The sequence below is a fragment of the Microbacterium sp. SLBN-111 genome (genome assembly GCF_049739645.1).
GTDB lineage: Bacteria > Actinomycetota > Actinomycetes > Actinomycetales > Microbacteriaceae > Microbacterium.
This window is the reverse complement of the sequence record NZ_JBMGQH010000001.1, coordinates 3,266,918-3,283,739: the sequence shown is the minus strand read 5'-3', so window position 1 is coordinate 3,283,739 and position 16,822 is coordinate 3,266,918. Positions and strand designations below refer to the sequence as shown.

At 69.4% G+C, this 16,822-nt stretch carries 15 protein-coding genes, 1 tRNA gene and 1 other RNA gene; 8 read left to right on the top strand and 9 right to left on the bottom strand.

The window, feature by feature from the left end; genetic code table 11:
- Positions 1 to 3: 3 nt before the first annotated feature.
- Both glnA and RKD05_RS15330 read right to left on the bottom strand, forming a co-directional pair.
- Positions 4 to 1,344, bottom strand: coding sequence for a type I glutamate--ammonia ligase (gene glnA, locus RKD05_RS15335; protein ID WP_026096109.1), 1,341 nt, complete (start codon positions 1,342 to 1,344; stop codon positions 4 to 6).
- Between the two features lie 27 nt (positions 1,345 to 1,371).
- Complete coding sequence (locus RKD05_RS15330) at positions 1,372 to 1,578, bottom strand: hypothetical protein (protein WP_022880545.1); 207 nt, start codon at positions 1,576 to 1,578, stop codon at positions 1,372 to 1,374.
- 98 nt (positions 1,579 to 1,676) lie between these two features.
- Here RKD05_RS15330 and ppgK point away from each other — a divergent pair, with 98 nt between their 5' ends.
- From ppgK to RKD05_RS15315, 3 genes are all read left to right on the top strand, one after another.
- The gene (ppgK, locus tag RKD05_RS15325; RefSeq protein ID WP_424711189.1) at positions 1,677 to 2,462 is read left to right on the top strand and encodes a polyphosphate--glucose phosphotransferase; all 786 of its coding nucleotides are present in this window, start codon (positions 1,677 to 1,679) and stop codon (positions 2,460 to 2,462) included.
- A 5-nt stretch (positions 2,463 to 2,467) separates the two neighbouring features.
- Positions 2,468 to 2,899 (top strand): YkvA family protein, encoded by a 432-nt coding sequence (locus RKD05_RS15320; RefSeq protein WP_424711187.1) that lies wholly within the window; start codon positions 2,468 to 2,470, stop codon positions 2,897 to 2,899.
- Positions 2,900 to 3,013: 114 nt separating this feature from the next.
- Positions 3,014 to 3,376 carry a hypothetical protein gene (locus tag RKD05_RS15315; protein ID WP_424711185.1) on the top strand — a complete coding sequence of 121 codons (363 nt, stop codon included), beginning with the start codon at positions 3,014 to 3,016 and terminating at the stop codon, positions 3,374 to 3,376.
- 106 nt (positions 3,377 to 3,482) lie between these two features.
- On the opposite strand, the gene rnpB is transcribed toward RKD05_RS15315, so the two are convergent.
- From rnpB to RKD05_RS15295, 4 genes are all read right to left on the bottom strand, one after another.
- An RNA gene (gene rnpB / locus RKD05_RS15310) (RNase P RNA component class A) lies at positions 3,483 to 3,847 on the bottom strand.
- Between the two features lie 48 nt (positions 3,848 to 3,895).
- Positions 3,896 to 4,918 (bottom strand): hypothetical protein, encoded by a 1,023-nt coding sequence (locus RKD05_RS15305; RefSeq protein ID WP_424711183.1) that lies wholly within the window; start codon positions 4,916 to 4,918, stop codon positions 3,896 to 3,898.
- A gap of 28 nt (positions 4,919 to 4,946) precedes the next feature.
- Positions 4,947 to 6,659 (bottom strand): bifunctional 3'-5' exonuclease/DNA polymerase, encoded by a 1,713-nt coding sequence (locus RKD05_RS15300; RefSeq protein WP_424711870.1) that lies wholly within the window; start codon positions 6,657 to 6,659, stop codon positions 4,947 to 4,949.
- A 6-nt stretch (positions 6,660 to 6,665) separates the two neighbouring features.
- Positions 6,666 to 7,394: a zinc ribbon domain-containing protein gene (locus tag RKD05_RS15295; RefSeq protein ID WP_424711182.1), complete on the bottom strand. Its 729-nt coding sequence runs from the start codon at positions 7,392 to 7,394 to the stop codon at positions 6,666 to 6,668.
- Between the two features lie 76 nt (positions 7,395 to 7,470).
- Between RKD05_RS15295 and RKD05_RS15290 the strand changes: the two genes are divergently transcribed.
- From RKD05_RS15290 to RKD05_RS15275, 4 genes are all read left to right on the top strand, one after another.
- The gene (locus tag RKD05_RS15290; protein ID WP_424711180.1) at positions 7,471 to 7,806 is read left to right on the top strand and encodes a hypothetical protein; all 336 of its coding nucleotides are present in this window, start codon (positions 7,471 to 7,473) and stop codon (positions 7,804 to 7,806) included.
- Entirely contained in the window at positions 7,803 to 9,041 is a 1,239-nt protein-coding gene (locus tag RKD05_RS15285) for a hypothetical protein (protein WP_424711178.1), read from the top strand. The genes RKD05_RS15290 and RKD05_RS15285 overlap by 4 nt, the downstream gene beginning before the upstream one ends.
- Positions 9,042 to 9,066: 25 nt before the next feature.
- Positions 9,067 to 9,139: transfer RNA gene (locus RKD05_RS15280), tRNA-Val, on the top strand.
- A gap of 47 nt (positions 9,140 to 9,186) precedes the next feature.
- Entirely contained in the window at positions 9,187 to 9,504 is a 318-nt protein-coding gene (locus RKD05_RS15275) for a hypothetical protein (RefSeq protein ID WP_424711176.1), read from the top strand.
- Between the two features lie 375 nt (positions 9,505 to 9,879).
- Here the strand turns inward: RKD05_RS15275 and RKD05_RS15270 are convergent, their stop codons facing one another.
- The 3 genes from RKD05_RS15270 to RKD05_RS15260 are packed head-to-tail and all read right to left on the bottom strand — an operon-like array spanning position 9,880 to position 13,662.
- Positions 9,880 to 10,575 (bottom strand): hypothetical protein, encoded by a 696-nt coding sequence (locus RKD05_RS15270; RefSeq protein WP_424711175.1) that lies wholly within the window; start codon positions 10,573 to 10,575, stop codon positions 9,880 to 9,882.
- Positions 10,576 to 10,579: 4 nt separating this feature from the next.
- Positions 10,580 to 11,662 carry an acyltransferase family protein gene (locus RKD05_RS15265; RefSeq protein WP_424711173.1) on the bottom strand — a complete coding sequence of 361 codons (1,083 nt, stop codon included), beginning with the start codon at positions 11,660 to 11,662 and terminating at the stop codon, positions 10,580 to 10,582.
- The gene (locus RKD05_RS15260; RefSeq protein WP_424711172.1) at positions 11,647 to 13,662 is read right to left on the bottom strand and encodes a hypothetical protein; all 2,016 of its coding nucleotides are present in this window, start codon (positions 13,660 to 13,662) and stop codon (positions 11,647 to 11,649) included. Before RKD05_RS15260 ends, RKD05_RS15265 begins: the two co-directional genes overlap by 16 nt.
- Positions 13,663 to 14,006: 344 nt before the next feature.
- Here RKD05_RS15260 and aceE point away from each other — a divergent pair, with 344 nt between their 5' ends.
- Positions 14,007 to 16,733, top strand: coding sequence for a pyruvate dehydrogenase (acetyl-transferring), homodimeric type (gene aceE / locus RKD05_RS15255; RefSeq protein ID WP_424711170.1), 2,727 nt, complete (start codon positions 14,007 to 14,009; stop codon positions 16,731 to 16,733).
- The last annotated feature ends 89 nt before the right edge of the window (positions 16,734 to 16,822 follow it).

Genomic DNA, 16,822 nt, shown 5'->3' with positions numbered 1-16,822 from the left:
CGGTCAGAGCGCCTCGAGGTTGCTCTGCAGCTCGAAGGGCGTGACCTGCGCGCGATACTGCTGCCACTCGCGACGCTTGTTCAGGAGCACGTACTTGAAGACCTGCTCCCCCAGCGTCTCGGCGACGAGCTCGGACTCCTCGAGGTAGCCCAGGGCGTGGTCGAGGCTCGCCGGAAGCGGCGCGTAACCGAGCGCGCGACGCTCGGCGTCGGACAGCGACCACACGTTGTCCTCCGCCTCGGGCGGCAGCTCGTAGCCCTCTTCGATGCCCTTGAGGCCGGCCGCGAGCATGAGCGCGTACGACAGGTAGGGGTTCGCGGCGGAGTCGAGCGCACGGTACTCGACCCGCGTCGACTGGCCCTTGTTCGGCTTGTACAGCGGAACGCGCACGAGCGCGGAGCGGTTGTTGTGACCCCAGCAGATGAAGCTTGGAGCCTCGTCGCCGCCCCACAGGCGCTTGTACGAGTTGACGAACTGGTTCGTGACGGCCGAGATCTCGTTCGCGTGACGCAGGAGGCCGGCGATGAAGTGACGGCCCACCTTGGACAGCTGGTACTGGCCGCCCTCTTCGTAGAACGCGTTCATGTCGCCCTCGAAGAGCGACATGTGCGTGTGCATGCCGCTGCCCGGCTGGCCGCTGAGCGGCTTCGGCATGAACGTCGCGTACACACCCTGTTCGATCGCGACCTCCTTCACGACCGTGCGGAAGGTCATGATGTTGTCGGCCGTGGTGAGGGCGTCGGCGTAGCGGAGGTCGATCTCGTTCTGGCCGGGCCCGCCCTCGTGGTGGCTGAACTCGACCGAGATGCCGAGGTCTTCCAGCATCCGCACCGAGCGGCGGCGGAAGTCGTGCGCCGTGCCGCCGGGGACGTTGTCGAAGTAGCCGGCGGAGTCGACGGGCTCGGGGCGTCCGTCGGGACCGAGCTGCGACGACTTCAGCAGGTAGAACTCGATCTCGGGGTGCGTGTAGAACGTGAACCCGGCGTCGGCGGCCTTCGCGAGCGTGCGCTTGAGCACGTGCCGCGGGTCGGCGACCGCGGGCTGGCCGTCGGGCGTGGTGATGTCGCAGAACATGCGCGCCGTCGGGTCGATCTCCCCGCGCCACGGGAGGATCTGGAACGTCGTGGGGTCGGGGTGCGCCAGCAGGTCGGACTCGTACGACCGCGTCAGGCCCTCGATCGCGGAGCCGTCGAAGCCCAGGCCCTCGCTGAACGCCCCTTCCACCTCGGCCGGGGCGATCGCCACCGACTTCAGGGTTCCGACCACGTCGGTGAACCACAGGCGCACGAACTTTACGCCGCGTTCCTCGATCGTCCGCAGGACGAAATCGCGCTGCTTGTCCATCGTCATCCTCGTTTCGATCGGGTGGGGTCAGCGGCCGGAGCCGGATCCCCAGTCGGAGTCGCGGGCCTCGTCCTCGGCCCACTTCTTCGAACGTTCCTGCAGCAGCTGGGGCGCACGCGCCGCTTCCTCCGCGGTGTCGAAGGGACCCGCGCGATCGACCGCCGGCGACTCGTACCCCTGCTCGACCTGGCCGGTCTCGAGGTTGTACCAGTACTTCTTGTTGTCGTCGCTCACGATCGCTCCTTGCGTGGGTCTGGCTCCGTAGCGGACGTCTGACGGGCGCTCCCCCGATCCTACTGATCCGGGCCCCCCGCCTGGCTAGGCTGGAGGGCATGGCAACGAATGCGTCGCGTGCGGTCGGAGTGGACATCGGTGGAACCGGGATCAAGGCGGGGATCGTCGACCTGGATGCCGGTGAGCTCATCAGCGATCGGGTGAAGGTCTCCACCCCGAAGGGCGCGGAGCCCGCCGACGTCCTCGAGGCGGTGAAGGAGGTCCTCCAGACCCTCGAAGCCCCGGACGAGTTGCCGCTGGGCGTCGCGTTCCCCGCGATCGTGAAGAACGGCAAGACGCTCTCGGCCGCGAACGTCTCGTCGTCGTGGATCGGCTTCGAGGCCGAGAAGTTCTTCGAGCAGGGCCTCTCCCGTGACATCCACTTCGCCAACGACGCCGATGTCGCCGGTATCGCCGAGGTCCGCTACGGCGCCGCGAAGGGCGTGAACGGCCTCGTGATCCTCACGACGCTCGGCACCGGCATCGGCTCCGCGATGATCTACGACGGCGTCCTCATCCCGAACAGCGAGCTCGGTCACCTCCAGCGCGCCGAGCACAAGAAGGATGCCGAGGGCTACGCCGCCTACTCCGCGATGGAGCGCGACGAGCTGTCGTGGGAGAAGTGGGCGAAGCGTCTGCAGTGGTACTACGACTACGTCGAGTTCCTCTTCAGCCCCGACCTGATCGTCGTCGGCGGCGGGGTGTCGAAGCACTCCGAGGAATTCCTGCCGATGCTGAAGCTGCGCGCCCCGATCGTCCCGGCGAAGCACCGCAACAACGCGGGCATCATCGGCGCGGCGTCGCTCGCGGTCCCGGTGGTCGAGGCGCTTCCCGCGGTCAAGTAACCCTGTTGCCCGACTGGGTCGCAGTCGTTCTCGCCGTCGTCGGCGGGCTGGCCGTGCTGTGGGCGGCGCTGATCGCCGTCCTCGTCGTGCAGCACCGCCGTCTCGGGCGCGAGCTGGACTGGCGCGAGATCCTGCGCCTCATCCCCGACGTCGTCCGGCTCGTGCGGCGCCTGGCCGCCGACCCGGCGGTGCCGATGGCCACGCGCATCTGGCTCGGCGCGCTGCTCGTCTACCTGCTGCTGCCGATCGACCTGGTGCCGGACTTCCTGCCGGTGATCGGCGTGCTCGACGACGCGCTGATCGCCGCGCTCGTACTCCGCTACGCGATCCGGCACGCCGGACGCGACGCCGTCGCCCGCCACTGGCCCGGCACGACCGCGGGCCTGGAGGGGATGCTGGCGCTGATGGGCTTCGGAGCGGACGAGGGCGAGGGCTGACAGGCACGCGAACCTCACGCGGGGGCACGTCCTGGGACGTCCCGTGCGACAGATGCCTCCGGGTAGCCCCCCCGGCATGTGCCGGGCGAGTCCATGCACTCGTACGATCGGCATATGGGCGTCCGCGATGGGAAGCTGACCGCAAAACGCACCGCGACGAGCCTGGTCGTTGGGACCTTGACCATGGCTCTGTGCGCAGTCGCAGCTGTTGTGCTGATCTGGTCCGTTGCCGTACCGACGGGGCCGGATGTATGCGTCCTCACCTACCCCGGGCCACGAAACTGCTTCGTCAGCGATCGGAGTGATGCGGCCGTTGCATCCACGCTGGTACTGGGGGTGACGTTTGCTGTTGCGCTTATCGCGTCCGTCACGCTGTTTCGCCGGTGGTCGTGGGTGGTCGAAGCGGGAGCTGCGCTGGTGTTCTTCGCCGGTGCCGCGGCGTTCGTAGCGGTTGCCTGGATTCCCGCCTGGGCGTGACGTCACGGCAGCTGCCACACGAGAAGCGCGTCGGGGCTCCTCGACAGGCCGCCTGGCGGCCTGCGTCGGGTACGCCGGGTGCAGACTGTGGCCAGACAGCGGGGCGCGAATGGGCCGGCCTGTACGCCGGGTTCTGTCCGGGGGCGTGAGCCCCGTGGACGGTCATCTCTCTCGGCGACACGTTGCCGTGCCGCTCCAGCGGCCTACCCGGGGACTCGGCGAGCCGCGTCGTCATCCCCTGTCTGGCCTTGCTCCGGACGAGGTTTACCTCGCGGGTCGTGTCACCACGACCCCGGTGGTCTCTTACACCACCCTTTCACCCTTACCCGCGCCGAGAAGCGCGGGCGGTCTGCTCTCTGTGGCACTGTCTCGCGGATTGCTCCGGGTGGGCGTTACCCACCGTCCTGCCCTGTGGAGCCCGGACGTTCCTCGGCACGGGCGAACCCGTGACGCGACCGTCCAGCCGACCCATTCGCACCGTCGAGTCTATCCGGGTGCGAAGCTGCACCCCGGGGCGGGTCAGCCGATGATCAGGAGCAGGACGCCCAGGATCAGTGCCGGTGTCCCGAAGACGATGCCGATGAGCAGAAGGGCTTCCCACCACAGCGAGCGTCGTCGGAGCCGCCGCCCGGCGGCGGGCACCTGCGTCCGCGGATTCTCCGTCCGGGGGTCGGTGTACGGCGCGACCTGTGTGCGTAGCTCTGCGCCGAGCAGCAGCGCGAAGCGGAGTAGGCCCGGTACCTCGGTGGCATCCTGTCTCTGCCGGAATCGAGCGGATGCCACGATCACCCGGTCGTCGACGATCTCGACGTCCCAGGCGCGGCCGTGGTCGAGCAGGCAGACCAGGACGTCCGGGGTGAGAAGCTGCAGGGCGTCGCGCTCGTACCCGCGGGGCGCGTAGACGGCGAAGTGTCGGTCGACGTCGCCCTCCAGCCGTAGACGCTGCACCGCGGACGGCCCCTCCCGCAGACGGCGATTGCGCAGGGAGTCGATCATCACGTGGGGAACGGGCCGCGGCAGCTTCAGCTCCAGGAAGCGGAAGACCGGCCGCGGCCCCCGCGGGTCGTTCTTGTTGCCGCGGAAGGTGGCGACCCCCAACCGCAGGTCGGGGCTCAGCGATGGGCCGCTCCGCAGCTCGAATCCACTCTGATAGACCGGGGTGCGCCCGGCGGCCCCGTCGGTGAAGAACACCCCGCGCGCCTCGACAGGTCCCCCGGAGCGGACATACTCCAGTCCCGCCTCCCGTCCGAAACGGCTCAGGGCGATCCCGCGCCGGACCTCGGCCGGACGCTGGAGGAGCGAAACGCCGATGACGAGCGCGACAAGGCCCGACCAGAACAGAATCGTGACGACGAGGCCCCGGATCCCGTCGAGCCAGTCAGCCGTAGGGATCTCGAGCTGTACGAGCGCGGCGAGCAACAGCAGCGCGACGCCGCAGGGCAAGACCACCACGCCCGCGGCGGCGAGCCGATACGCGGCCGGCGCGACTTGGCGCACCTCGGCGCTCGAGGCGCGCTTGGGGTAGGCCGGCAGAGCGATCACCCGACGACGATAGCGAAGGGCCTGCGCATCAGCCCTTCTCGGCCGTCTCACCGATCCGCAGGTCGAGGGGGAAGTCGATCGGGAACGTCCCGAACAGCAGTCGACCCGCGGATGCCGCGGACTCCCGCACCGCGTCGGCGACGGCGTCCGCGTGTTCGACCGGGGTGTGCACGACGATCTCGTCGTGCAAGAAGAACGCCAGGTGCGGGACCCGCGCGAACGCCGGACCGGACGCCGGCGCGGAGCGCGTGGCATCCACGGGTTCGAGGGCGGACAGGCGGGTGCGCAGGTCGGCGAGCCACGCGAGAGCCCACTCGGCGGCGGTGCCCTGCACGACGAAGTTGCGGGTGAAGCGGCCGCGGTCGCGGGCGGCGCGGCGGGCGCGGGTCTCGTCGACCCCGGATGCCTCGGCGTCACTGGCCCGCGATTGCACGGCGCGCCACAGTTCGCCGGCGGGCGGTGACGTGCGACCGAGCCACGTCTGCACGCGGCCGCCCTCCTCGCCGACGCGCGCGGCATCGTCGACGAGCGCCATCGCCCGCGGGAACGTCCGCCGCAGCCGCGGCACGAGACGTCCGCTCTCGCCACTCGTCGCGCCGTACATGGCACCGAGCATCGCGACCTTGGCCTGGGCGCGGGTCGCCACCGCTCCGGCATCCACGATTCCGGCGTAGAGATCGCGACCGGATGCCGCCTCCGCCAACGCCGTGTCGCGAGCCATCGCGGCGAGCACGCGCGGTTCGAGCTGCGCGACGTCGGCGGTGACGAGGGTCCAGCCCGGGTCGGCGCGGACGGCGGTGCGGAGCTGCCGCGGGATCTGCAGCGCTCCCCCGCCCGACGACGCCCAGCGTCCGGTGACGACCCCGGCGGGCACGTAGACCGGGCGGAAGCGCGAGTCGTGGATCCACTCGGCCATCCACGCCCAGCCGTTCGCGGTGTAGAGCCGCATGAGCTTCTTGTAGGCGATCAGTGGTGCGACGGCGGGGTGGTCGTGCTCGGCGAGCTCCCACCGGTTGGTCGACTCGACGAGCAGCCCCGCGCGATGCAGCGCGCGCAGCAGACGCGGCTGCGAGTCGAGCGAGACGGACGGATCGCCGAGCGCGTCACGCACCGCGGTCGCCGCCCGCTCGACCCGCGTCGGCAGTCCGCCCGCGACGCGCGTGCCGAGCTGCTCCTCGAGCATGCGTTGGTGCGTCTCGACGCTCCACGGGAGTCCCGCGGCGTGCAGTTCCGCGGCGATGAGCGCGCCGGCGGACTCCGCCGCGGCGAGCAGGCGCAGTGCTCCGGGCGTGCGCGCGGAAGCGATCGCGGCGCGCTGGCGGCGGTACTCGGCTGCTGCGGCGTCGACGTCGTCGGGCGGGCCGGTGCTCGCGGCGCCGAGAGAGAAGAGCGTGTCGGTGTCGTCGGACGCCGAGGCCGTGGCATCCCATTCCGGATGAGCGCGCAGACCGTGGTCGTCGACGACGGCCTCGGCATCGCGGAGGAACGCGTGCACGAGCCGCAGGTCCCACGCGCGGGCGACCCGGACCCCGGATGCCAGCAGGGAGCCGTACCACGTGGATGTGTCGCTCCACACCCACCGCACGTCTCCCCCGGACTCGCGGTCACGGATCGCGGCGGGCAGGTCATCGCGCGAAACGGTGACCGTGCGGACGACGGAGCCGGCGGCATCCAGGTCGCTCACGGCGATGGTTCCGGATGCCGCGCGCCCGACGACGACCTCAGTCGACGAGGACGCCAGGGCGGGTCACCGCGATTCTTCGGTGCGGACGAGGATCGCGCCGCACTCGGGGCAGAACACGACCTCGTCGGTCTGGGCGCGGCGGACCTCGGCCAGGTCGCTCGGCGGGAGGACCATGCGGCACGCTTCGCAGGCGCCGGCGCGCAGGAGTCCGGCGCCGTTGCCGCGCGCGGCCAGACGTTCGTACAGGGCGAGAAGGTCGGACGGCACCGCCCCGGCCACGGCTTCGCGGTCGCGACGCGCGGCTTCGAGCCGGTCGGTGGCTTCGGCGACGACCCGCTTCGCCTCGGCGCTGAGCTCGGCGCCCTGCGCGTTGGTCTCGGCGATGATCGCCTCCTGCTCGGCGACGGCCGCGTCGGCCGCCTCGAGCTGCTCCATCAGGGCGATCTCGGCGTCTTCGAGGTCGCTCTTGCGGCGCGCGAGCGAGGCCAGCTCGGCCTCGAAACCCTGCGCCTGCTTGGCGTTGGTGGCGGCGGCGAGCCGCTCGGCGTCGCGCTTCACGCGGGCTTCGACCACCGCGACGTCGGACTCGACGCGGGCCAGTTCGGCCTTCAGGTCGTCGCGGACGTTGGCGCGGTTGCCCAGCTCTTGCGTGAGCGACGACCGCTGCGCGATGAGCTCGCGCACCTTCGCGGCCTGCGGCGGGTTGCCCTTGACGTGCTCGTCGCGGCGGATGCGGGCGTCGAGGTCGGCGAGATCGAGCAGTTTGCGCTGGTCGGCGGGGTCGGCGTTCACGGAGTCCACGCTACCCCGGGGGTGCGACAGCGGTGTTCCGGATAGCGTGGACGTTCCCCTCGGAAAGGATGCCGCTGTGAATCCGCTCGTCGCGCTGACCGGTCCGATCTTCCTGGCGATGGGCATCGTGGCCTACAGCGGTGTGTGGAAAGGCTGGATTCGCGTGCGCCGGGGCTACGGCAGCACGATGGGCTTCGCGTGGTTCTGGTTAGGACTGGCCTTCACGATCGCAGCGCTGGCGATGGCGATCGACGACATCTCGCTCCCCGCCGCGATGACCCTCCTGATCGTCGCCGTGGTCCCATTTCTCGTCGCGCTCCTCGGATTCTTCTGGCTTCCGAGGTTTCTGCTCCCCTCGTGGTTCCGCGTTCTTCGTGGAGATCCGGATGCCGTGACAAAGGCGCAGCGATGATGCACGGCTCCACGCCCACGGTGCTCTCCGCGACGGCGTCATTCGCCGAACTCCGGTACCCCGACTCGTTCGCCCTAAGCGAGACATCCACGGGTGGGCTTCTCCTCACCTACCGGCCCGCGGCGGCGTTCTCGCCGACGGTGGAGCTGCTCGCGACGCCGAACTCTTCCCCGCTGGCCGAGGCGACGTCCGGTCTCTTGCGTGCCGCGAGCGAGCGGCATCCGTCCGCTCTCGTCGTGGGAGCGGATGCCTGGGACTACCCGGTCGACTCCGATGCGCCGCGCGCCCACCGCCTCACGGTTGTCGCTGAGGAGGGAGCCGTCGATGTCGTCACGGTGACGTACGTGTGGGCGACGGGACAGGAACACGTCTTCCTGGTCGCTCGCGCCACGCCGTCGCAGCTCCATGAGCTCGCCTCCACATTCGACTGGATTGCCGCGCAGGTGGTGCTTCGCGCGTCGACCGATGGTGTGCTCGACGCTGCGCGCGGGCAAGGTGCGGATGCCATCGAACGCGCTCTCTCGACGCGCGCCGGATTCCCGCTCCCCGTTCTGCCGTCGTCCGCCGCCTTCGCCTCCGCGGCTCCGCGCCTCACCGACGACGATCGGACGGCGCTCATCCGCGGCGTCGGAAGGGCGCGCATCGGCGCGTGGCACGGCATCCTGTCCCGTGCCTCCCGCGGCACGGATGTCGCCGATCGTCTCCGCGCGGCAGGCCTCGTCGACGATCGCGGTCGACTGACGGCGGACGGGTCGGTCGTGGGTCAGGCGCTCTTCCGGGCGACCCAGGTGCTCGTCGCGCGCGTGCGGCGGGGCGACCGCGCCGCGGTCCTCGGTGCATACGTCGCGCCGGGTGGGCGTGTGGTCGTGGTGCACGACCCGACGGTGGCGGAGCAGGAGACAGCAGTTCCCGTCGACGAGTCCCATCGTTTCGTGGCGGTGATGGATGCCGAGAAGCTCCCCCGCTTCCTGTGCTCGTGGGTGGGTCTGACGCCGTTCTGGCCGTTCGGGGACGACGCGTCGGCGACCACCGTCGACATCGATCGTCGCGTCGCCGAGGGCGAGACCGACGTGCTCGTTCAGCGCCCCAGCGGGTCCATCTACGACGTCGTCGCCACCGACGGAACGTGGCAGCGAGTCGGGTCGCCGGAGGATGGCATCCACCCCCTCCGGACGGATCCGCCACGCGCGTACTTCGACAGCGTCTTAGCGCTCTGCGCTCAGGCGTTCGCGTGAGGCCCGGCTAGACTCGAGGCATCCAGGGCCTTTAGCTCAGCTGGTAGAGCGCCACGTTTACACCGTGGATGTCGTCGGTTCGATCCCGGCAGGGCCCACACCATACATGCGTGGCTGATGATCGCCTGTCCGGCATACTCGCGGCATGAGCGACCGCGCAGCCTCTCCTCCCCCGGAGCCCCTCACCTGGCGGCAGCTGTGCGCCGTGATCGGATGGATCGTGCTGGCCGGTTCCGTCCTCGGCGCCGCGGTCTTCGTCCTCGACACCTTCCGGGCCGGGATCGGTGCGGCGCTCAACGCAAAAACCGAACCCCCGCCGAACTCGGGTGCGTGGTGGATTCTGGTGGGCGCGGCCGCGTCATTCGTACTCGCCATTCTGGGCCGGCGGTGGGTTCTGCTCACACTGTCCGCGCTGTTGCTTCTGGTTGCTCTCGTCCTCACGCAGGGGCGGGCGGGGGCGTGATCACCCGCGCACCCGAACGTTCACCCGCGATTGCGTTACGAGGCTTGCGTGCCTGGGACGGACTGACAGGGTGGATGCCATGCCCTCCCTGATCCAGCAACGGTTCGCCGTCGAGCGGATTCGCGTCCGGGCGCTGTGGATCATCTCGGTGAGCGGCAGTCTGCTCGCGATGAACGGCGTGCTGGCTCTCAGTGGGTCGTTCAGCCTGTTCTCAGCGTTCTCACTCGTGGCCTGGACCACTGGCGTGGCGTCCGGCATCGCGGAGTTGCTTCGCTTCCGGCGAGCGATCCGCGAGTTCGAAGCGGAGCACGGGCCCGGCAACTGCCGCACCCACGCGGCAACGGCCGCACCCACGCGCCGGGCCCCACTCGAACCTCAGTTCAGGATGTTCACGCTCCGCGCAATGACCAGCGCCAGCAGCACGAAGCCCGAGATCGCCTGCACCATCATGAACAGCTTCGCGCGGACGCTCAGGGGCATCACGTCGGTGGGGCTGAACGCCATGGCGTTGGATGCCGAGAAGTACAGGTAGTCGATGTAGCCCGGCGCCCAGTCGGCGGTGTTGGACGACCGACGCTTCACTTCGCTCACGGCATCCCCGTCGGAATCCTGCGGGAACTGGAAATCGGCCGGCTGGAGCTGGTCGCGCGGGTCGCGACGGCGGGCGACGGGTCCCCCGCGGTCCATCTCCCAATACACGGCGCCGTAGCCGATGACGTTGATGGCCCACACCTGTGCGGCGCCGAGCAGCGTCACGGCGCCGTTGCCCTGGCCGTCCAGCAGCTGACGCACGAGCAGAACGAAGGCGACTTGATTCGCCAGGAGCAGGATCGAGACGAACGCGAGGGCGAAGGCGCGCCCGACGCGCGAATCGCGGTCGAAGCGGGTGGGATGAGCGATGACCATCGCGATCGTGCACAGCAGGCTCGCCCCCACGACGACGTACCGCAGTTCGCCGGAGATGTCGCTCGGCAGCACCGCGTAGAGCGCCGTGCCCAACGCCAGGAAGATCAGCACCGGCCAGCGGTGCTCGGGCCGGGTGCGGAATCCCGTGGATTCGTCGGAAGTCACGCGCTCAGGCTAGACCTGCCTTTCCGCGGCGCGACGACCATCGACGGTGCGCCCGCATCACGGGCCGCTCCACGAACAGCCAGCTCGCCCACGCGAGGGGCACGGTGAGAGCGACGGCGAGCGCGAGGGAGGCCACGGCCGGGACCCCGCGATGGGCGAGGGTGAGAGCGAGTATCTGCTGGACCGGGAACGCGTAGATGTATATCCCGTACGAGATGTCGTTGCACGCGCCGGCGCGTCGGAGCCGGAGCAGGATTCCCAGCGCGAGAAGGAGGTAGGCCAGCGCCGGGCCGGCGAGGACCATCGGCGCGCCGGCCACCACCACCGCCGTCACGGCGGCGGCGCCGACGACGACCAGGACGGGCCGAAGAGGAATGCGGTCCCGTCCGAGGAAGACGAGCGAGCCGGAGAGGTAGAAGCCCAGCAGCGTCGCAAAGGTCGCGAAAGTTGTCGGCACCGCGAGGAGTCCGAGGCCGGAGAGGATGGAGACGACCATCGCCCCCGCCCACAGGGCCACCGTGATCCATGCTCCCCACCGGACGGCGAGGCATCCGACGAGCCCGGTGACCACGTAGCAGGCGAACTCGAACGCGAGGGTCCACAGCGAGCCGTTCCAGACCCCGGGATACGGGATGTCGGCGAGCATCCCCGGAATCGTCGGTTGCGCCATCCACAATCCGGCATTCCGCACGACGTACAGAACTCCGGCGCCGGGCGACCAGGGGCCGCCTCCCCAGAGGATGGATGCCGCGGGGGCGAAGACGAAGGCGACGATCACGAGGACGACGAAGAAGGCCGGATAGATCCGGGCCGCTCGACGCGCGAAGAACTCCCCCACGCCGCGAGTTCGAGCCCTGCTGAGCGCGATGAGATAGCCGGAGATGCAGAAGAACCCGGCGACGGCCCACGGGCCGAGCGGCTTGGTCTGCAGACCATATCCCCCCAACTCCCAGGCGTGGGCGACGAGCACGAGCAGAGCCAAGCCCAACCGGAGGGCGTTCAAGCTGTTCGAACGGGGATCGAGTCGGCCGCCGATGGTCGCCGAAGACGGGCGCGATCGGACGCGAAGGTTCAGATCTGGAACCATGCGGACCCCGAACCGTACGTGTAGAAGACGAAGGAGGTCATGTCGGAGGTCCCCACGCGGAGGGACTGCGTTCCCTTGAGGACGAGGAATCCTCCGACGAACGTGATCGGTTCTCCGTCGGCAACGACGCGGATGACCTGCCCCGCGTGCGCATTGGTGAAGCCCGTGTAGGTGCGACCACCCTGGAGGCGCACCTGCTCGAGGCCGCACACCGAGACCCGCCCATCGGCGTCAGGTTCGAGGATCGGGGTCGACGTACCCGTCATCGCTTCCCAGATCAGGGACGTCCCCATCTGCATGCGGTCGGGGTCTTCGTAGCGGACCGTCGCGATCGGACCGGGTCGGCCGCTCCCGTCGCCCGGGAGGCCGTACCAGGCAGGATGCCAGCCCGCCAGGCGGTTCGCGTCGCCGACGCTGCGCGCGAGGGTCGCCACCGATCCCGGCGACGTGCGCACCCCCTCCGTCGGCGGCGGGAAGTAGATCACCGGGTTCAGCACCCTCGAGGCGCCCCCGCGGAACCGGAACAGGTCGGCTCGCGATCCGGGGAGCGCGGTGCCGGGGTTCCCGTACTGGAGTGATCCCGTGACACCGTCGTGCAGCTCTGCCACGGCAGAGAAACGACAGTCGTCGAAGGTGACGTCGTTGCCGAGGTCGAAGCAGGCGGGTTCGCCGTCCGCGTTCCCGCAGCCACCGAAATCGCATCCGATGAACGTGGTGTCGCCCCCGGTGAACCATCGCTCGCCGATGCCGTCCGGCACCGAGAAATGGCATCCGAGGAAGGTGACCGCCGTCTTGGCTGCTGCTGCCCGGCCACCGGCGTACTGAACCTCGCCGACGACGATGTGGCTGGGGTGGCTCCCGGCGTGGGCGTAGGTGTTCTGAACGAACATGCACGAGGCGAAGCTGATCTCGAGGACGCGGTCGACGGTGGAGTCGGGATTCGGGGGGAATCCGATCGACACCGGCGGTTGTGCGGATGCCGTCCCCCACCCGTGCTCGAACTTGCAGCCCAGGAATTCGACGTGGCGCGTTCCGCGGTCCAGGAAGAGCTCCTGCTCGCAGAACTCGATATGGGTGTCGACCACACGCAGAGCGTTGGAGTTCTCGACGATGTCGCCCCCCGCGTTGCGGGTACTGACGATGGACAGACCGTAGGGAAGCAGGTCGGGCGGGGCCGCGAGACGTGACGGCCGTCCGCACCACCCGATATTGCTCGCATCGATGGTGGAGTCCATCACCCCCTCGAACCGGATCCCTTCGCGAGCGAACCCGAACACCGACACCCGTTCGAGCCGCACCTCCTGGCTTTGGTGCACCAGGATGCCGACGCGATCGGCGACGTATCCGGCCTGAAGGGGATGCCCGTCACTCTGAACGGTGAGCCCACGGATCACGACGCGCTTGAGGAGATCCTTGCTGCCACCCGGCGAGTCGGGGTTGCCGAGATAGACCACCGGGCTGCCGGCGACCGAGCCGGGGTGGTCCTTCACCACGAGTACAACCCCGTCCGCTTCGACGGTGATGCGCACCGACCACTCGCCGTACTGCTCTCCGTCGGGCTCCGACCCGGGCAGGCCGAGGTCGGAGGGCCTGGTCGCCATCGACCACTGATCGATGGCGTAGAACCCCGGCGGTACCCGCAGCACCGCGCCGGCGTTGGGGCGCCAGTTCACGCTGTTCCCTGACGCGGGCGAGCTCTCCGGTGCGGGCACTTCCGCGAGGCGCTGGAGAGCGCGCGTCCAGGCGGTCGTAAACGCGGCGCTGTTGATCTGCGCTCGCCGCGAGTATTCGGCCACGTCCAGGATCGCCGTGCGGGTGAGATACGGGATGCCGGGGATTGTTCCCTCGACCGTCACCACGTCGATGGGGCCGGTCAGGGTGTCGGCGTGCGCGGACTCGGCGGGTGGGGTCGTGACGACGCTCGCCGCGGCGAGGGCGGCTCCGGACCCGGCTGCAGCGAGGAAGCGGCGGCGATCGAGGGAGAGGGAGGGGCGGCTCACGAGCGTCACGCTAGAAGTTGTGCGGCGACGCCTTCGTGCATCACCGGACGCGACGGCGACACGGGTGAACAGTGCTGATTCGCGGGAATCTCGGCATGTCTACATGTCACCACCTCGACGTTCGACAGGAGCGCCACATGCGTTTAGCCCATACCTTCACCCGACCGCCGTATGGTCCGTTGCCTCGCCGCCGAGGCATCCATCCCCCTCCGGCTGCCGATGCGCAGCCGTGGGGGTCGCGACTGACTAGGCTGGACGACGGTGAATTGTGCGGAGCAGACAAGGGTTGCCGCACGAGTATGGCGATTCTCTGGCATGACCTGCCAGACGACGAAAGGTCTTCCGTGACTGTTCACGATCAGGATCCGTATTCGCAGGGGCCGCAGGACAGCGACCCGGAAGAGACCGCGGAATGGCAGGAATCCCTGCGCCAGCTGGTCCAGGCGAAGGGCCCCGGCCGCGGGCGCGAGATCATGCTGAGCCTGCTCAAGGGCTCGAAGGATCTGCGCCTCGGCGTTCCGATGGTGCCGACCACCGACTACATCAACACGATCGCTCAGTCGAACGAGCCGGAGTTCCCCGGTGACGAGGAGCTCGAGCGTCGCTACCGCAAGTGGATCCGCTGGAACGCGGCGGTCACCGTCCACCGCGCGCAGCGTCCCGGCATCGGGGTCGGCGGCCACATCTCGACCTACGCGTCGTCGGCCGCCCTGTACGAGGTCGGCTTCAACCACTTCTTCCGCGGCCTCGACGACCCGTCGGGCGGCGACCAGATCTTCATCCAGGGCCACGCCTCCCCCGGCACGTACGCCCGAGCCTTCCTCGAGGGTCGCCTCAGCGAGGCGCAGCTCGACGGCTTCCGCCAGGAGAAGTCGGCCGCGCCGAACGGCATCCCGTCGTACCCGCACCCCCGTCTCATGCCGGAGTTCTGGCAGTTCCCGACGGTGTCGATGGGTCTCGGTCCGATCAACGCTATCTACCAGGCGATGTCGAACAAGTACCTCAGCAACCGCGGCATCAAGGACGTCGGAGACTCGCACGTCTGGGCCTACCTCGGCGACGGCGAGATGGACGAGGTCGAGAGCCGCGGCCAGCTCCAGGTCGCCGCGAACGAGGGTCTCGACAACCTCACGTTCATCGTCAACTGCAACCTGCAGCGCCTCGACGGCCCGGTCCGCGGTAACGGAAAGATCATCCAGGAGCTCGAGAGCTTCTTCCGCGGTGCCGGCTGGAACGTCATCAAGGTCGTCTGGGGTCGCGAGTGGGACGACCTGCTCGCCCGCGACACCGAGGGCGCGCTGCTCAACCTCATGAACTCGACGCCCGACGGCGACTACCAGACGTACAAGGCCGAGAACGGCGCGTACGTCCGCGAGCACTTCTTCGGTCGCGACCCGCGCGCGCTCGAGCTGGTCAAGGACTACACCGACGAGCAGATCTGGGGCCTCAAGCGCGGTGGCCACGACTACCGCAAGGTCTTCGCGGCGTTCAAGGCGGCCAAGGAGCACAAGGGCCAGCCGACCGTCATCCTCGCCAAGACCATCAAGGGCTACGGCCTCGGCCCCCACTTCGAGGGTCGCAACGCCACGCACCAGATGAAGAAGCTGACGCTGGACGACCTCAAGGCCTTCCGCGACGCGATGGACATCCCGGTGTCCGACGCGCAGCTGGAAGAGAACCCGTACCAGCCGCCGTACTACAACCCCGGCGAGAACGACGAGACCATCAAGTACATGCTCGAGCGTCGTCGCGCGCTCGGCGGCTTCCTGCCCGAGCGCCGCACCACGCACGTCGGTCTCGAGCTCCCCGGCGACCAGGCGTACGCGCTGCCGAAGAAGGGCTCGGGCACGCAGGAGGTCGCCACGACGATGGCGTTCGTCCGCCTGCTCAAGGACCTCCTCCGGGTCAAGGGCTTCGGCCACCGCATCGTGCCGATCATCCCCGACGAGGCCCGCACCTTCGGCATGGATGCCTACTTCCCGACGGCGAAGATCTACAACCCGAAGGGTCAGCACTACACGTCGGTCGACCGCGAGCTGCTCCTGGCCTACAAGGAGAGCCCCGAGGGTCAGATCATCCACGTCGGTATCAACGAGGCGGGCGCCCTCGCGGCGTTCACCGCGGCCGGTACGTCGTACGCCACGCACGGCGAGCCGCTGATCCCGGTCTACGTCTTCTACTCGATGTTCGGCTTCCAGCGCACGGGTGACGCCCAGTGGGCGGCCGGCGACCAGATGGCGCGCGGCTTCATCATCGGCGCGACCGCCGGGCGCACCACGCTGACGGGCGAGGGCCTGCAGCACGCCGACGGACACTCGCAGCTGCTGGCATCCACGAACCCCGCCACGGTGTCGTACGACCCCGCGTACGGGTACGAGATCGCGCACATCGTCCGCTCGGGCATCGAGCGCATGTACGGCGGCCAGCACCCCGACCCGAACGTCATGTACTACATCACGGTCTACAACGAGCCGCTCGTGCAGCCGGCCGAGCCCGAGGGCGTCGACGTGGACGGTATCGTCCGCGGCATCCACCGCGTCTCGGTGGGTGAGGGCGAGGGCCCGCGTGCCCAACTCCTCGCGTCGGGCGTCGGTGTGCCGTGGGCGTACGAGGCCCAGCGTCTCCTCAAGGACGACTGGGGCGTCGTCGCCGACGTGTGGTCGGTGACCTCATGGACGGAGCTCCGCCGCGACGGCCTCGCCGCCGACGAGCACAACTACCTGCACCCCGATGAGGAGCCCCGCACGGCCTACCTCACGGAGAAGCTTCGGGATGCCGAGGGCCCGGTGGTCGCGGTCAGCGACTGGATGCACGCCGTCCAGGACCAGATCCGTCAGTGGGTGCCGCAGCGCTACCTGACGCTCGGTGCCGACGGGTTCGGGTTCTCCGACACCCGCGCCGCCGCCCGTCGCTTCTTCAAGATCGACGGCCCGTCGCTCGTCGTCCGCACCCTCCAGGGTCTCGCGGACGAGGGCAAGGTCGACCGCGCCGTGGTCGGCCAGGCCATCGAGAAGTACCGCCTGTACGACGTCAACGCCGGTACGAGCGGGAACGCCGGCGGCGAGGCCTGATCCGCGTGACCGATCGCGCGGCCGTCGACGGTTCGGGAGGGAGCGGGAACACCGCGCCCTCCCGGGCCGCCGAGGAGAAGGCCGAGACC

Excerpts from the sequence above, each read along its gene's own strand:
- RKD05_RS15275 (WP_424711176.1), top strand. The coding sequence starts at position 9,187 with ATGAGCGACCGCGCAGCCTCTCCTCCCCCGGAGCCCCTCACCTGGCGG.
- RKD05_RS15315 (WP_424711185.1), top strand. The coding sequence starts at position 3,014 with ATGGGCGTCCGCGATGGGAAGCTGACCGCAAAACGCACCGCGACGAGC.
- ppgK (WP_424711189.1), top strand. The coding sequence starts at position 1,677 with ATGGCAACGAATGCGTCGCGTGCGGTCGGAGTGGACATCGGTGGAACC.
- glnA (WP_026096109.1), bottom strand. The coding sequence starts at position 1,344 with ATGGACAAGCAGCGCGATTTCGTCCTGCGGACGATCGAGGAACGCGGC.
- RKD05_RS15265 (WP_424711173.1), bottom strand. The coding sequence starts at position 11,662 with ATGGTTCCAGATCTGAACCTTCGCGTCCGATCGCGCCCGTCTTCGGCG.
- RKD05_RS15285 (WP_424711178.1), top strand. The coding sequence starts at position 7,803 with ATGATGCACGGCTCCACGCCCACGGTGCTCTCCGCGACGGCGTCATTC.